The following is a 14730-nucleotide window of genomic DNA, read 5'->3' on the forward strand; positions in this document are numbered from 1 at the left end:
TCAGACGGCAGTTTCAGCGGGCGGCGTGGCCGGTTCCTTCGCCGCTTCGACAACCGCCCGGCGCGAATAGGCCCGGATGCTGAACGGCAGGAACAGGAGGTAGGCGACGACGCCGACCGACAGCGTTTCCCAGGTATAGGTGAAAAGCAGCAGAGCGACGAAGACGACACCGAGAATCATCGGCATCACCGTATCGCCGGGCACGCGGAGACGCTTGCCGGACCACACCGGCAGGCGGCTGACCAGCAAGAATGCTACCAGAATGGTGAAGCCCGAGCCGATGAAAGCCGCCATGCGGCTCGGCTCGAATGCACCGACGAAGATCAAATAGACCGGCAGCAGGACGATGACCGCTCCCGCCGGCGCCGGCACGCCGACAAAATATTCGCCCTGCCAGGCCGGACGGGTCTTGTCCTCGTCCAGCACGTTGAATCGTGCCAGCCTCAGCCCGCAGGCAATGGCAAACAACAGCGCCGCGATCCAGCCCGGAGAGCCGGCACGATCGAGCAGGTAAGCATACAGCACGAGCGCCGGAGCGACCCCGAAATTGACGATGTCGGCCAGCGAATCCATCTGCGCGCCGAATTTGGAGGTCGCCTTGAGCATACGGGCGATACGGCCGTCTATGCCGTCGAGGAAGGCGGCGATCAGCACCATCACCACCGCCGTCTCGAAGCGATTCTCGAAGGCCAGCCTGATTCCCGACAGGCCGGCGCAGATCGCCAGCACCGTGATCAGGTTGGGCAGCACCAGCCTGAGCGGGATTTCGCGGATGCGCGGGCCACCATGACCGTGCGGCTCGAAACGCTGGAACGGACCGGGCACCGTCTACGACACCCTGACCAGCGGCGCGGCGGGGTTGCCGCCGAACTCGGCAATGACGGTCTCGCCGCCCACGGCCGTCTGGCCCACGGCGACACGCGGCGTCGCCTCCGGCGGCAGGAAGACGTCGACACGCGAACCGAAGCGGATCAGGCCGAAGCGCTCCCCAATGCCGATGTTTCCGCCCTGTTCGGCCCAGCAGACGATGCGCCGCGCCACCAGGCCGGCGATCTGCACGGCGGCGACCGTTCCGTTCGGGCTGTCGATGACGAGGCCGTTGCGTTCGTTCTCGCTGCTGGCCTTGTCCAGTTCGGCGTTCAGAAATTTTCCCGGGCGGTGCTCGATCTTGGTGATGCGGCCGCGGACGGGCGCGCGATTCACATGGCAGGAGAAGACGTTCATGAACACGGAGATCCGGGTCATCTCGGCGCCGCCGAGACCGAGTTCGCGCGGCGGAACGGCAGGACCCACCGCGGAGACAATGCCATCGGCGGGACTTACGACCAGACGGTCGTCGGCCGGCGTGACACGCTGCGGATCGCGAAAAAAGTAGGCGCACCAGGCAGTCAGGATCAGGCCGAGCCAGAAAAGAGTGGTCGAGAAGATGCCCAGTACCAGCGTCACCACGGCAAAGCCGCCGATGAACGGCCAGCCTTCGCGGTTGATCGGCACGAAGGCGTTCTTGATTGTTTCGACGAGGGACATTGGCATCCGACAGTTTGCTAACGGTGCCGCCTATTTAGGGGATGGGGACGCGGGTGGCAACGCGACTGCGGCCATAAGCACTGTCATAGCTGCGGCACACTGGGTAACTCTCCCTCACCCCACCTCCGGCGTGCGGCGGCGCACGATGACGCCGAGGTCGTCCTCCTGCCGAGCGATGCGCAGGCGTTCCTCCGCCTCGGTCGCCTCGCGCTGGCGCGCCCACATCGAGGCGTAGAGGCCGTCCTTGGCAAGCAGGTCGATGTGATGACCGCGCTCGGCGATCCGGCCGTCTTTCAAGACGATGATCTCGTCGGCGGAAATCACCGTCGACAGGCGGTGGGCGATGACGATGGTGGTGCGACCGCGCGACACCATGTCGAGCGCGGCCTGGATTTCCAGCTCCGTATGCGAATCCAATGCCGAGGTGGCTTCGTCCAGCATCAGGATCGGCGGGGCCTTTAGGATCGTGCGGGCGATCGCCACGCGCTGCTTCTCGCCGCCGGACAGCTTCAGGCCGCGCTCTCCGACCATGGTTTTGTAGCCTTCCGGCTGGTGCGCGATGAAGGGGCCGATCTGGGCGAGGTCTGCAGCCTTGCGGATGTCCTCTTCCGATGCATCGAAACGTCCATAGCGGATGTTGTAGGCGATGGTGTCGTTGAACAGCACCGTGTCCTGCGGAACCATTCCGATGGCACCGCGCAGGCTTTCCTGGGTGAGGTCGCGAATGTCCTGACCGTCGATCGATATCTGCCCAGACTGGATGTCGTAGAATCGGAAGAGCAGACGCGAAATGGTGGATTTTCCCGCGCCGGAGGGGCCGACGATGGCGACGGTCTTGCCGGCAGGCACATCGAAGCTGATGCCCTTCAAAATCTCGCGCTTGGGATCGTAGGAAAAATGCACGTCGCGGAATTCGACGCGGCCCGGACCCACGGCAAGCGGCTTAGCGTCGGGCTTGTCGACGATCTCGGCGGGGACATCCAGCAGGTCGAACATCTGCTCGATGTCGGTCAGGCCCTGCCTGATCTCACGGTAGATGAAGCCGATGAAATTGAGTGGCACCGAAAGTTGCATCAGCATGGCGTTGAGAAAGACGAAGTCGCCGATGGTCTGCGTGCCCGCCTGCACCTCGCGCGCCGACAAAAGCATGATAATCAGCATCCCCGCGCCAAAAATGACGCCCTGGCCGAAATTCAGCCAGCCGAGCGAGGTCCAGGTTTTGGTTGCCGCCGCCTCGTAGCGGGCCATGGAATGATCGAATCGGTTCGCCTCCATGCGCTCGTTGTTGAAATATTTCACCGTCTCGTAGTTGAGCAGCGAGTCGATTGCCTTGGTGTTGGCGTCGGTGTCGCTGTCGTTCATCTCGCGGCGGATGGCGATACGCCAGTCGCTGGCCCACACCGTGAACCAGGTATAGAGCGCCACCGTGACCGCCACGACAGCGACGTAGATCCAGCCATAGGCGACGGCGAAGATGACTGCCGTCAGCGCGAATTCGAGGATAGTCGGCAGCGTGTTCAGAATGGTGAAGCGGACGATGGTCTCGATGCCCTTTACGCCGCGCTCGATGATGCGCGAAAGACCGCCGGTGCGGCGTTCCAGATGGAAGCGCAGCGATAGGTCGTGCATGTGAACGAAGGTCTTGTAGGCGAGCTTGCGAACTGCATACTGGCCGACGCTGGCGAACAGCGCGTCACGCAACTGGTTGAGGCCGACCTGGATCAGGCGCACGAGATTGTAGGCGATCACCAGGGCCGCCGGCACCAGCAGCCAGTCCGGAAGCGGCGGCGTGCGCGCGTGGTCCCCGACCAGCGCGTCGGTCGACCATTTGAAAAAATACGGGACGGCGATAAGGACCAGCTTGGAGACGACGAGATAAACCGTCGCCCAGACGACGCGCATGCGCAGATCGCCGCGCTCGGCCGGCCACATGTAGGGTTTGAGGTTGAGCAGCGTCCTGAGCGTCGAGCCGGACTCCGCCGAGACTGTCTTGTCGGCCAATTTTTTCTTCCCTGTTTCCGCAGCCGTTTCCGCCGCAAGGGGCGGCCGGCGCGGATCGTTGGTACCTATCCCAGACTCATGACACGCGATTCGGTGCAGCCGGCCCGCCGCGATGGGCAGCAGGAGGCGGCGAGCGCCGTGATACGTTTGGCCGTGTCCGACAGGGCCTCATGGTCGAGTTCATATATGGAGCGCTGGCGCTCCTGCCGCACCCGCACCAGTCCGGCCTCGACGAGCACCTTCAGATGCTGCGAAACGGTGGACTGGGCGAGATCGAGGCGCCCGACGACATCCTTGCAACAGCAGCGGTCGGCGTCCGCCAGGTGTTTCAGAATCTCCAGCCGAGCCGGATGGGAGAGCGCACCAAGCCGCACGGCAAGCCGCTCGGCGGACGCAGTATCAGATTGCATTAGGGAGATCGGACATTTTCATCGTCTATCGACGATAGACGATATATCCCGCCAGGGCAATCGCTGAGAGAATCAGATTTCGGTTTTTCACCCGGAGAGACATTGTAAATGGTGCCTGCCGCGGTTTTGTGAAACGAGATTTTGGGGGCTTGCCATGTTGCTGATAACCGGGACGTTCCGCATCCGGCCGGAGAAACTGGCCGAGGCAAGGCCGGTCATGCAAGCCATGATCCTGGCCAGCCGTGCCGAGGACGGATGCCTCGGCTACGCCTACGCCATCGACCTGCTGGATGATGGACTGGTGCATGTCGTCGAACACTGGCGGGACCAAGCGGCGCTCGACGCGCATTTCGCGTCCGCCCACATCGCCCGCTGGCGCGCCACCTGGCCAACGCTCGGCATCACCGACCGGGATTTGACATTGCACGAGGTGAGTGCGTCGAGGGCGACGTGACTGGGAGCCGGGCAAGATCTGGCTCAGGCGTCAGCCATGCCGATGTGCCGGACGCCATCGAGCCAAGGCTGCAATGCCTGACACGACCCCTCTACTGCCGCACCACAGGCGACACCGCCTGTTCGCCAAGCGTGCTCATGTCGGCCTCTTCGCCCTTTTCGGTCTTGCTCGGCACCGAAAAGACCTGCCCGGGATAGATCCGATCGGGGTCATCGATCTGGTGCTGGTTGGCGAGATAGATGGTCGAGTACCGCAGGCCGTGACCGTAGACGCGATGCGAAATGCGCCACAAGGAGTCGCCACGGCGGATGATAACCGATCCGCCGACATTCTGCAGTTTTGGCGACAGCACGTCGGCCTGAGCCGCAGCCGTTTCGGCTCCGCCGGACGGCGCGGGTTGCGTGGCCGCCTGATCGGGGGCGGAGGCGGCGGGCTTGTCGGACGCGCCGCTCGAGGCAGCGTTCGCGGATTTCTGAGCACCTTCGATGCCTGATGGCGCGGAAGCGCTGGCATCGGACGAAGCATCGGCGGAGGCAATATTTGCCGGCGTGCCGGCGGCGAGAGCCGCCGTCTCGGCCTGGACAGGTGTTGCAGCTGCCTTCGGCCGATCCGTCCCCTGCCCGGCCCGCGCTTCGGGCGCGGGATTGCCCAGGCGCGCCTGGGTTCCCGACGCGACCTTGTCGCCCGTGGATTGCTTCACCGACGACTGCGGCTGCGAACCATCAGGTTTGGGTTCGCCCTGCGCGGCCACGGCGGCAACGTTCTCGCCGGCCTCGCGCTCGAAAGGCACCGCGGCGCGGGCAATCACCTTGGCACCGTCCGGTCCGAGAGCGTCGACCCGGATGATATAGTCGCCGACCGGCAGGTCACGCTCGGCTTCTATGAGGAACCGCCCGGCCCCAGACGTCTTTGCATCCCCGAGCAGGATCTCGTTGGCATAGCCGCGCACCACGCGGCCGGGATCGGCAGAACCAGCGACGAAGATGCGACGGCCTTCGATCTCGACGGCGTCGACGGCGACTTTAGGGCCGCCCGCGAGCTGGTCCTGCGAAGCTTTGGCGGGCCCAGGCGTCGTAATCGCCACATCCTGCCCACCGGAGGCCGGCTTTTCACCCACGGACGAGGGCTGCTGATTCGCCACCACCGCCTGAGGTTGATCCGTCGCAGAACCGGCAGCGGCCTGATCGCCGGATGCCGGAGACGTCGTTCCGGCGGCGGCCGTTCCGGAACCGGCAGGCGGCGTGGATGGCTTGGCCTTCGGCTCGGGCACGGTGATCAGTTCGGACGGTTTTCCAGGCTCCTCGACCAGCGCGAGCACCTGGCCGTCCGGCGCATCGGGGATCGAGACCACGGCCGTCTCGGTCGACATGGCAACGACATTGCCGGGCGCGATGGAGCGCAGCACGATCTGGTAGTCGCCCGGCGCGAGCGGCTCGTCGAGCACGATGGCGAAATCGCCCTGCGGACCCGCCATCGCCGAGCCGATGACACGAGAACCGATGATCGCCTCGACCTTGGCGTTCGGGGCTGCATGACCCGCAATGACGATCGAGCCGTCGGCTTCGACACGGACGAGGTCGAAAGCCGGCGCCTCGACTGTCGTCTGCTTGTTCGTCTCGGCCGCGGCCGGTCCGGCGGCCTCGGTCTTCGATGGCGCGGCGGCGGGCGGCAGGGCCGCTTGCTGTTCGGGTGCGGCAGGAGCGGCCGCGGCGGGCAAATCGCTCGATGGTGGCTTCGGGACTTCGACGGCAGGCTTGTCGTCCGTCGGCGTGCTGGATGCCTTGGCCGGCCCCGAGGGTGCATCGGCGGGCGGCAGGGCGGCAAGCTTCTGGTCCGCCGGAGCCGTATCGACGACCGCCGGTTTCCGCTGCGGATCGAACACGCCCGCTACATAGGCGGTTCCGCCGATGGCGGCCGTTCCACCCGCCAGAAACAGCAGTACCTTGACCGGAGTAAGTGCCATCTATCCGTTCGCCCCTTAGCGATCTTCCGATACGCGCAACGCCGGGCTGCCACAGTCATCCGCGAGACGTCCGGCTCGGCGTAGGTTTACGCGTCCCCCTGTCGACTCGCGAGCCGTCTACCGCCCGATACTACCCCTCGGCATGATTCCTTTTTACAGGAACCTTTTGCCACCTAAGCGCGGTCTAGCCTGTTTTGGCGGCAGCGACAAGGAAATGCCCGTTTTCTTCCCTTGACCCAAACGGTCTATACCCTAACCAATCGCATGATGAACACGATTCGATCCGTCTGCGTCTACTGTGGCTCCTCCCCCGGTCGGAGCGACATCTATATGAAGGCCGGCCATGCGCTCGGACGATCGCTCGCCGAATCAGGCCTGCGCCTAGTCTATGGCGGCGGCACTAAGGGGATCATGGGTGCTGTCGCCGAGGGCGCTCTCCGGGCCGGGGGCAAGGTGACCGGAATAATCCCGCGCTTCCTTCTCAACCGGGAAGCGACCGAAGCAAGCCTCGGCAAGTTCGACGACATCGTCGTCACCGAGAACATGCATGAGCGCAAGCACAGGATGTTTGAGGAATCCGACGCCTTTGTGGCGCTGCCGGGCGGCATCGGCACGGTCGAGGAGATCGTCGAGATCATGACCTGGAGCCAGCTCGGCCACCACCGCAAACCGATGGTCTTCGCCAACATCGCCGGCTTCTGGACGCCGATGCTGGCGCTGATCGATCATATGCGCGCCGAGGGTTTCATCCACACCGGCCATCTCGTCCAGCCGCTGGTGATCGACAAGGTCGAGGCGATCGTTCCAGGCATCCTGGTCGAGGCCGCCAATGCCGGCACGCCGAGCGAGGGGGAGAAGGCGGTCATCGAGAAGATGTGAAGGTGGCACCGTCATGGTGCTGACCGGTTCGTTGGTGTAAAGATCAAGGGCTTACGCCTGCGGACGGACCACCATGGACGACATCACGCGAACCGAAAAACTGGCCCCCGAACAGCGCGAAGACCTGCTTTCCGCCGCCACGCCGGACGAGCACGGCCTGTTTTTCGTCTACTATTTCGACGCCAACGGCTTCGCCACGACGGACGTAAGCGCGGCGGCTTGGTCGTGGCGCAGCTATCACATCAGCGATGCGCGCGCCCGCAACGAGATTTCGGCCGAAAGCGCCTTGCCCGAGCCGGTGCGCGAGGCCTTTATGAGCTCCGGCTTCGATTGCCATATCGATCTCGAGGACAATTGGCTCTACGGCGACCTGCCGGACCTGCGCCACGACTATTCCAAGGAAGCGCGCGGCCGCGGGCATTTCCGTTTCGCCTTCGACGAAAAAATGCTGATCGGCGCCAGAAAACAGCCGCTGCGCTCCGTCGACGCCATCCGCAAGATGATCGACAAGCGCGGGCGGCCGTTCCGCCAGCCGGCCGATCTGATCGAGGCGGTGATGAACCAGTCGCTCGACGGCATCAGCGCCGAACTGGCCGAGATCACCGACCAGCTCGATGGCATAGAGGACCGCATCGTCTGCGACGCCTGGCACAATGAGCGGCAGTCGCTCGTCGACGTGCGGCGCAAACTCGTTGTGATCCATCGGCAGATGGCCAGCCTGACCGGCCTGTTCAAACATCTGGACCACGCGCACAGGCTCGACCTGTCCGAGACGCTGACCGATATGACCGCGCGGCTGTCGCACCACGCCTTCATCGTGCATCACGACAGCGAGCAATTGCAGGCGCGCGCCCGATTGCTGCAGGACGAACTGATGGCGAAACTGTCGGCGCAGTCCAACCGGCTGCTCTACATTTTGTCGGTGATGACCGCTGTCCTGCTGCCGATGACAATCATCTCCGGCCTTTTCGGCATGAATGTCGATGGACTGCCCTTCATGGGCTATCACGCAGGCTTCTGGTTGGTGACGGTGCTGTCGCTGTGCGTCGCCGCCGCGACGCTGTATTTCGTGCGCCGGCTGGGCGACGGGATGTAGGAGCACGGCCCTTTTTCTGCTTCACGCCTACACCGCCGCGCGTAAATCCCTGACGATCCTGCCGGCGGCGCGGACTTCCGCCTCATGATTCTCCTCGACCCACGGCTCGGCGATGCCAGCTTCATACCACTCGCGCATCGGCGGAAGATCGAGCAGCAACGCCGGATAGTTTTTCGCCGCGCCGTCGAACGTCAGCCCGTAGGACTGGGCGCGAAAAGCGACAGGGGCGAAGAAGGCATCGACGGCGGTGAATTTTTGCCCGGCCAGGAAAGGCCCGCCAAAACGCTTCAATCCGTCGTTCCAGAGATCGGCGAGGCGGAACAGATCGAATTTCAACGCGTCGGACATCGGCTTCGGCTCGACGCGCACGGCGCAGTTCATCGGGCAGTCGTTGCGCAGCGCGCTGAAGCTCGAATGCATCTCGGCGGACGCTGAGCGGGCCCAGGCCCGCGCGACGGTATCCTCGGGCCAGACGCCAGGATGCCGGTCGGCGAGGTATTCGACGATCGCCAGCGAATCCCACACCGCCCAATCGCCATCGGTCAGGCAGGGCACCCGACCGCTCGGTGAGAACGGCCGATAGAGCTCAAAACTCGGCCCGGTCGGGAACGGCACCTGATGTTCCTCGAAGGGAATATCAAGCATGCGCATTAGCAGCCAGGGCCTGAGCGACCAGGACGAATAGTTCTTGTTGGCGATATGCAGCGTATACATGGGCAACCCCTCAGCGTTGACCGGCGTCCTTGCGTCCAAAAAACATCGAGCCGCTGTAGATGGCAAGCGCCGCCCAGATGAGCACAAACGCCACGGCGGTTTCCGGCGTGAACGGCTCGCGGAAGATGAAGACGGCGATCAGGAATACGATGGTAGGCGCTATATATTGCATAATGCCGATGGTCGACAGTTTTAATAGCTTCGCGCCGTTGGCGTAGAGGATCAGCGGCACGGCGGTGGCGAGCCCGGCCGCCAGCAGCAGCCAGAAATCCAGCGCCGTGCTGGTGCCGAAATGGCCCTCGCCGCGCACCTGCAGATAGATGATGTAGCCGAGCGCGGGCACCGCGAGCAGCAGCACTTCGAGGAAAAAGCCCTGTGCCGGGCCGATCGGCAGCGTCTTCTTGAACAGTGCGTAAAAGCCCCAGCTGATCGCCAGCGCGAGCGACACCCAGGGCAAGCCGCCAGTCTCCCATGTGAGGATGACGACGGCCAGCGCCGCCAGCCCGATCGCCACCATCTGCGCCTTGCTCGGTTTTTCGCCGAGCAGCACAGCCGCGAGAAAAATGCTGAAAAGCGGATTGATGTAGTAGCCGAGCGCCGTCTCCAGCGTACGGCCGTTGCCGATGGCCCAGACGTAGATGCCCCAGTTGAGCGTAATGAGCGCGGCGGTCAGCGAGCCCATTGCCAGCGTGCGCGGCGTGCGCAGCGCGTGCTTGATATCGGCCGTGCGGCCAAGCAGGAAAAGCACCACGCCGGCGATCGGCACCGACCAGATGATGCGGTGGGCGACAACTTCCGCCGCCGGGATGTGGCCGACAGCCTTCATGTAGAAGGGCAGAATGCCCCAGACGAGATAGGCCGAAAGGGCGAACAGGAAGCCGCGGCGGGCATCGCCGTCGGCGGTTGCGTCAATGGACTGCGTGCTCATGGACGGCATATGGGCCAAAGCCGAGCCATCGACCAATGCAAACTTCTGATAGGAGGCGCACTTTCGTTTATGCCAGCGGCTGGCGGTGGAGTTACTCCGCCGCCACCAGCCCTGCCATGTCGCGGTTCTTCATCAGCTTGAAGACGATCGAATCCATCAGCGCCTGGAACGACGCGTCGATGATGTTTTCCGAGACGCCCACCGTCCACCAGCGCGCGCCGGAAGCATCGTGCGACTCGATCAGCACGCGGGTAATCGCCTCGGTGCCGCCATTGAGGATACGCACCTTGAAGTCGGCCAGTTCGAGATCGGCGATCTCGTGCTGAAACTTTCCGAGGTCCTTTCTCAGCGCGATGTCCAGAGCGTTGACCGGGCCGTGGCCCTCCGCCACCGACATGCGCTCCTCGCCGTCGATTGTCACCTTCACGATCGCTTCAGACACGGTCTTAAGCTGGCCATTAGCATCGAAGCGGCGCTCGACCATGCAGCGGAATGATGTGACGCGGAAGAATTCCGGCACCGTGTGCAGCATTCTACGCGCCAGCAGCTCGAAGCTGGCGTCGGCGCCTTCATAGGCATAACCCTCGGCTTCACGCTCCTTGACCACGGCAATGAGCGAATCCAGCCTGGAATCGTCGCGCGGCACGTCGATGCCGCGCCGCTTCAGCTCGGCGATGAAATTCGCCTTGCCGCCCTGGTCCGACACCATGATTTTCCGGCGGTTGCCGACCTTTTCGGGCGGCACGTGTTCGTAGGTCTGCGGCTCCTTGACCAGTGCCGAGGCGTGGATGCCGGCCTTGGTGGCGAAAGCCGAGGAGCCGACATAGGGCGCCTGCGCCTCCGGCGCGCGGTTCAGCAACTCGTCGAAATTACGCGACAGGCGCGAGATGCCGGCCAGCGCCTCGGCCGAAATGCCCGTGTCGAAGCGGTCGGCATAGGCAGGCTTCAGCATCAGCGTCGGGATCAGCGTGACGAGATTGGCGTTGCCGCAGCGCTCGCCGATGCCGTTCAGCGTGCCCTGCACCTGGCGTACGCCGGCCTCGACTGCTGCGAGCGAATTGGCGACCGCCTGTCCGGTATCATCATGGGCGTGGATGCCCAGGTTTTGGCCCGGAATGCCGGCGGCGATCACCTTGCCGACGATCTCCCGGATATCCGACGGCTGCGTGCCGCCATTGGTGTCGCACAGCACCACCCAGCGTGCGCCGGCGTCGAAGGCAGTTCTGGCGCAGGCCAGCGCATAGTCCGGGTTGGCCTTGAACCCGTCGAAGAAATGCTCGCAGTCGACCAGGGCCTCCTTGCCAGCGGCACGCGCCGCCTCGACCGAGGCACGGATGGCGTCGAGGTTTTCGTCGTTGGTGCAGGCGAGCGCCAGGCGCACGTGATAGTCCCAGCTCTTGGCCACGAAGCAGATGGCGTCGCTTTTCGCCTGCAAGAGGGCCGCAAGGCCAGGATCGTTTGACGCCGACACGCCGACACGCTTGGTCATGCCGAAGGCGACAAATTTGGCGCGTTGCGTGCGCTTCTTTGCGAAAACCGCCGTGTCGGTCGGGTTGGCGCCGGGATAGCCGCCCTCGACATAGTCGAGGCCGAACTCGTCCAGCATCGCTGAAATGGCGATCTTGTCCTCGACGGAAAAGTCGATGCCCGGGGTCTGCTGGCCGTCGCGAAGGGTGGTGTCGAAGAGATAGAGGCGAGGTTTCATGGCGCTGCCTTCTCTCCCCCCTTGAGGGGGAGATGGCTGCAAAGCAGCCAGAGGGGGTCGGTCGAGGAAGCGCGCGACACACAGTAACATTGGAGCGCGGCCGCAAGGACCCCACGCGGCCGCTTCGCGGCCACCCTCCCCTCAAGGGGGAGGGAAATCGCGCAGCGTGTCATCACACCTTCCCCGCAAACTTGTCCGTCGCGTAGATCAGCCGATCCAGAATGCCGGGCTCCGACGAAGCGTGCCCTGCCCCCTCCACCAGGAAAAACTCCGCATCCGGCCAACCCTTGTGCAACTGCCATGCATGTTTGGCCGGGCACGGCATGTCGTAGCGGCCATGCACGATGACGCCGGGAATGCCGTTGAGCTTCCCCGCATCACGCAAAAGCTGCCCCTCCTCCAGCCAGCCTGCATGGACGAAATAATGGTTCTCGATGCGCGCGAAGGCGATGGCGTAGTCGACCTCGCCGAACGGGTCGCTGGTCGACGGCTCGGGCAGCAAGGTGATCGTCTCGCCTTCCCACAGGCTCCAGGCAAGAGCGGCCTCGACCTGCTTTTCGCGGTCGGACCCTACGAGCCGTTTGCGGTAGGCGGCCATCATGTCGCCGCGCTCTGCTTGCGGGATCGGGGCGAGGAAGCGCTCCCACTTGTCCGGGAACATCTGCGACACGCCGAACTGATAGTACCAGTCGAGTTCGGCCTTGGTCAGCGTATAGATGCCGCGCACGACGAGTTCGCTGACCCGCTCGGGATGCGCCTCGGCATAGGCGAGCGCGAGCGTCGAGCCCCAGGAGCCGCCGAACACCAGCCATTTGTCGACGCCCATCATTTTGCGCAGGCGCTCGATGTCGTCGACCAGATGCCAGGTGGTGTTGGCCTCCAGCGAGGCGTTGGGCGTCGATTTCCCGCAGCCGCGCTGGTCGAACAGGATGACGTCGTAGAGCGCCGGGTCGAAGAAGCCTCGATATTTCGGCAGGCTGGTGCCGCCCGGCCCGCCATGCAGGAAGACGGCGGGCTTGGCGCCCCTGGTGCCGACGCGCTCCCAGTAAACCATGTGGCCGTCGCCGACATCCATCATGCCGGTCTCGAACGGCTCGATGGCCGGGTAGAATGTACGCAAGGTCATAGCTGCAGTCCGCTTTGAGGCCAGTTTTCTGTTTCGTGGTCGGGATGCTGGAAAGAGATGATCTGCTCCTGCCGCGAATAATAACTCGGGTCTTCATGCACCTTGGCCTCGAAGATCTTTTCCACCCAGGGTAACCGCACGGCATAGTTGACCTGGATCTGAGGGGCGAGGTCGGAGCGGTCGTCGAAGGCGCCGATGGCGATCTCCAGCCCGTCCGGATGGCGATAGGTCAGAGGCGTGCCACAGCGCGGACAGAAGCCGCGGTCGATGTTGATCGACGACTGGAAATAGCTTGGTTCCTCGCGGGTCCACTCCACGCCGTCCTTGGGGGCGGTGACCAGCGCGGAGAAGAACGAGCCGAACTGTTTCTGGCACATGCGGCAATGGCAAATCGACGGGCGGCCGAGTTTCCCGTGGATACGGAAGCGCACCGCGCCGCACTGGCAGCCGCCGGTTCGAACGGTTTCGCTCATGATCTTTGCTCCTGCGGCCAGGTTTCGGTGTCGTGATCGGGGTGCTGATGGTTCGACAGCGCAACCTTCTCGAACCAAGCGGTAGAATTCTCGTCGGCCGGCAACCCCAACAGATCGTCAAGCCAGCCTATCTTGGCGTCCGGGTCGCCCTGGAAACCCGGCTTGACCGCCAACGGATCGTCTAGGCTGCCCAGCGTGACGTTGGGTCCCGTGCCGCCGAGCGTTTCGAAGATCAGCGGCGTGCCGCAGTCGCGGCAGAAGCCCCGCCGCACGAGATCGGACGAATGAAAGTAGGCTATCTCGCCGCGTGTCACCTGTAGCCTACCATTGGGCGCCTTGGCCAGCGGCATGAAATAGTTGCCGGCCGCCTTCTGGCACATGCGGCAATGGCAGATATGCGCATTGGTCAGCCCGCCCTCGACGCGATAGCGGATCGCACCGCACTGGCAGCCGCCGGTGATCGCGCCCGTGCTCACGATTTCTCCTCCGGTGGCCAGATTTCGGTGTCGTGATCAGGGTGTTGGCGGTTGGAGCGGCGGATGGCTACCACCCACTCGGCATCCGGCCCGCCGCCGGTCTCGCCTTCTTCCGGTATGCTGGTCAGTTCGACGAACCATGGCATGCGACCCTGCAACCCGTCCTGCGTCTTCGGCTTATGGCGTTCCGGATGATCGAGCGAGCCGATCGTGATCACCCGATGGCCATAATCGCCGATGTAGCAGAGCGGCGTGCCGCAGGCGGCGCAGAAACCGCGTTGCCCCGATCCGGAACTGCGGAAGGTCGCAGGCTGTCCCCGCGTCCAGGTGATCGAGTCTGTTGGCACCATGATCATCGCCGAAAACAGATTGCCCATTGCTTTCTGGCACATTCGGCAATGGCAGAGGAATGCTTCCTCGCCGGCATCGGCTATGGAGTAACGCACGGCGCCGCACTGGCAGCCGCCGGTGAGTGGAACTGCGCTCATCGTCTGTCCTCCGGTGGCCAAGTCTCCGTGTCGTGGTCGGGGTGCTGGTAGGAAACGAGGTCGGCGAGGAACGGTGCGGAACTGATGTCGGCCATCGTGTCTTCGCCCGGCAGGTCCGGAATGTGGTCGACATAGGGCAGCTTCGCCTCGGTGCCCCACTGGATCGTTGGCGCGATCTCCTCCGGCTTGTCGAAGGCGGCGATCGTCAGCGCAACGCCGTCCGGCGCCTCGTAGGTCAACGGCGTGCCACAATCGCCACAGAAGCCACGGAAGGCAAAATTCGACGACCGGAATTTTTTCGGCTCGCCGCGCGTCCAGGTCAGTTTCGCCTGCCGCACCGACACCAGGGGCAGGTAAAAATTACCCGCCGCCTTCTGGCACATGCGGCAGTGGCAGACCGAGGCGTCGCCCAGCGCGCCCTCGACGCGGAAGCGCACCGCGCCGCACTGGCAGCCGCCGGAATAGAGGGGCACGTTGTCCAGGCTCATCG

At 64.0% G+C, this 14730-nt stretch carries 16 protein-coding genes; 3 read left to right on the forward strand and 13 right to left on the reverse strand.

Annotated elements, in window-relative coordinates; genetic code table 11:
• The 4 genes from pssA to ABMA59_RS16445 form a co-directional block, all read right to left on the reverse strand.
• Entirely contained in the window at positions 1-825 is an 825-nt protein-coding gene (gene pssA / locus ABMA59_RS16430) for a CDP-diacylglycerol--serine O-phosphatidyltransferase (protein WP_349006458.1), read from the reverse strand.
• Positions 826-828: 3 nt separating this feature from the next.
• Complete coding sequence (locus tag ABMA59_RS16435) at positions 829-1527, reverse strand: phosphatidylserine decarboxylase (RefSeq protein WP_349006459.1); 699 nt, start codon at positions 1525-1527, stop codon at positions 829-831.
• Positions 1528-1641: 114 nt separating this feature from the next.
• Complete coding sequence (locus tag ABMA59_RS16440) at positions 1642-3528, reverse strand: ABCB family ABC transporter ATP-binding protein/permease (protein WP_349006460.1); 1887 nt, start codon at positions 3526-3528, stop codon at positions 1642-1644.
• Between the two features lie 65 nt (positions 3529-3593).
• Complete coding sequence (locus ABMA59_RS16445) at positions 3594-3938, reverse strand: ArsR/SmtB family transcription factor (RefSeq protein WP_349006461.1); 345 nt, start codon at positions 3936-3938, stop codon at positions 3594-3596.
• 154 nt (positions 3939-4092) lie between these two features.
• On the opposite strand from ABMA59_RS16445, the gene ABMA59_RS16450 reads away from it, so the two are divergent.
• Complete coding sequence (locus tag ABMA59_RS16450; RefSeq protein WP_349006462.1) at positions 4093-4392, forward strand: putative quinol monooxygenase; 300 nt, start codon at positions 4093-4095, stop codon at positions 4390-4392.
• Positions 4393-4483: 91 nt separating this feature from the next.
• Here ABMA59_RS16450 and ABMA59_RS16455 read toward each other — a convergent pair whose 3' ends face one another.
• Positions 4484-6355, reverse strand: a complete 1872-nt coding sequence (locus tag ABMA59_RS16455) for a LysM peptidoglycan-binding domain-containing protein (protein ID WP_349006463.1) — start codon at positions 6353-6355, stop codon at positions 4484-4486.
• A 267-nt stretch (positions 6356-6622) separates the two neighbouring features.
• On the opposite strand from ABMA59_RS16455, the gene ABMA59_RS16460 reads away from it, so the two are divergent.
• On the forward strand, positions 6623-7234 hold the full coding sequence (locus ABMA59_RS16460; protein WP_349006464.1) for an LOG family protein: 612 nt from the start codon (positions 6623-6625) through the stop codon (positions 7232-7234).
• Positions 7235-7307: 73 nt separating this feature from the next.
• Positions 7308-8330 carry a CorA family divalent cation transporter gene (locus ABMA59_RS16465; RefSeq protein WP_349006465.1) on the forward strand — a complete coding sequence of 341 codons (1023 nt, stop codon included), beginning with the start codon at positions 7308-7310 and terminating at the stop codon, positions 8328-8330.
• A gap of 27 nt (positions 8331-8357) precedes the next feature.
• On the opposite strand, the gene ABMA59_RS16470 is transcribed toward ABMA59_RS16465, so the two are convergent.
• From ABMA59_RS16470 to ABMA59_RS16505, 8 genes are all read right to left on the reverse strand, one after another.
• The gene (locus ABMA59_RS16470; RefSeq protein ID WP_349006466.1) at positions 8358-9044 is read right to left on the reverse strand and encodes a glutathione S-transferase family protein; all 687 of its coding nucleotides are present in this window, start codon (positions 9042-9044) and stop codon (positions 8358-8360) included.
• 10 nt (positions 9045-9054) lie between these two features.
• Positions 9055-9972: an EamA family transporter RarD gene (gene rarD, locus ABMA59_RS16475; RefSeq protein ID WP_349006467.1), complete on the reverse strand. Its 918-nt coding sequence runs from the start codon at positions 9970-9972 to the stop codon at positions 9055-9057.
• 91 nt (positions 9973-10063) lie between these two features.
• Positions 10064-11677, reverse strand: coding sequence for a citramalate synthase (cimA, locus tag ABMA59_RS16480; protein ID WP_349006468.1), 1614 nt, complete (start codon positions 11675-11677; stop codon positions 10064-10066).
• A 172-nt stretch (positions 11678-11849) separates the two neighbouring features.
• Positions 11850-12803 (reverse strand): prolyl aminopeptidase, encoded by a 954-nt coding sequence (pip, locus tag ABMA59_RS16485; RefSeq protein WP_349006469.1) that lies wholly within the window; start codon positions 12801-12803, stop codon positions 11850-11852.
• Positions 12800-13276: a GFA family protein gene (locus ABMA59_RS16490; protein ID WP_349006470.1), complete on the reverse strand. Its 477-nt coding sequence runs from the start codon at positions 13274-13276 to the stop codon at positions 12800-12802. Before ABMA59_RS16490 ends, pip begins: the two co-directional genes overlap by 4 nt.
• Positions 13273-13755 (reverse strand): GFA family protein, encoded by a 483-nt coding sequence (locus tag ABMA59_RS16495; protein WP_425475932.1) that lies wholly within the window; start codon positions 13753-13755, stop codon positions 13273-13275. The genes ABMA59_RS16490 and ABMA59_RS16495 overlap by 4 nt, the downstream gene beginning before the upstream one ends.
• Positions 13749-14240, reverse strand: coding sequence for a GFA family protein (locus tag ABMA59_RS16500; protein ID WP_349006472.1), 492 nt, complete (start codon positions 14238-14240; stop codon positions 13749-13751). The genes ABMA59_RS16495 and ABMA59_RS16500 overlap by 7 nt, the downstream gene beginning before the upstream one ends.
• Positions 14237-14728 carry a GFA family protein gene (locus ABMA59_RS16505; protein WP_349006473.1) on the reverse strand — a complete coding sequence of 164 codons (492 nt, stop codon included), beginning with the start codon at positions 14726-14728 and terminating at the stop codon, positions 14237-14239. The genes ABMA59_RS16500 and ABMA59_RS16505 overlap by 4 nt, the downstream gene beginning before the upstream one ends.
• Positions 14729-14730: the final 2 nt, after the last annotated feature.

It is taken from the genome of Mesorhizobium yinganensis (assembly GCF_040081985.1).
GTDB classification, from domain to species: domain Bacteria; phylum Pseudomonadota; class Alphaproteobacteria; order Rhizobiales; family Rhizobiaceae; genus Kumtagia; species Kumtagia yinganensis.

Coding starts and splice junctions, on each gene's coding strand:
- ABMA59_RS16445 (WP_349006461.1), bottom strand. CDS start 3,938: ATGCAATCTGATACTGCGTCCGCCGAGCGGCTTGCCGTGCGGCTTGGT.
- cimA (WP_349006468.1), bottom strand. CDS start 11,677: ATGAAACCTCGCCTCTATCTCTTCGACACCACCCTTCGCGACGGCCAG.
- ABMA59_RS16455 (WP_349006463.1), bottom strand. CDS start 6,355: ATGGCACTTACTCCGGTCAAGGTACTGCTGTTTCTGGCGGGTGGAACG.
- pip (WP_349006469.1), bottom strand. CDS start 12,803: ATGACCTTGCGTACATTCTACCCGGCCATCGAGCCGTTCGAGACCGGC.
- ABMA59_RS16490 (WP_349006470.1), bottom strand. CDS start 13,276: ATGAGCGAAACCGTTCGAACCGGCGGCTGCCAGTGCGGCGCGGTGCGC.
- ABMA59_RS16450 (WP_349006462.1), top strand. CDS start 4,093: ATGTTGCTGATAACCGGGACGTTCCGCATCCGGCCGGAGAAACTGGCC.
- ABMA59_RS16470 (WP_349006466.1), bottom strand. CDS start 9,044: ATGTATACGCTGCATATCGCCAACAAGAACTATTCGTCCTGGTCGCTC.
- ABMA59_RS16505 (WP_349006473.1), bottom strand. CDS start 14,728: ATGAGCCTGGACAACGTGCCCCTCTATTCCGGCGGCTGCCAGTGCGGC.
- ABMA59_RS16500 (WP_349006472.1), bottom strand. CDS start 14,240: ATGAGCGCAGTTCCACTCACCGGCGGCTGCCAGTGCGGCGCCGTGCGT.
- rarD (WP_349006467.1), bottom strand. CDS start 9,972: ATGAGCACGCAGTCCATTGACGCAACCGCCGACGGCGATGCCCGCCGC.
- ABMA59_RS16460 (WP_349006464.1), top strand. CDS start 6,623: ATGAACACGATTCGATCCGTCTGCGTCTACTGTGGCTCCTCCCCCGGT.
- ABMA59_RS16465 (WP_349006465.1), top strand. CDS start 7,308: ATGGACGACATCACGCGAACCGAAAAACTGGCCCCCGAACAGCGCGAA.
- ABMA59_RS16435 (WP_349006459.1), bottom strand. CDS start 1,527: ATGTCCCTCGTCGAAACAATCAAGAACGCCTTCGTGCCGATCAACCGC.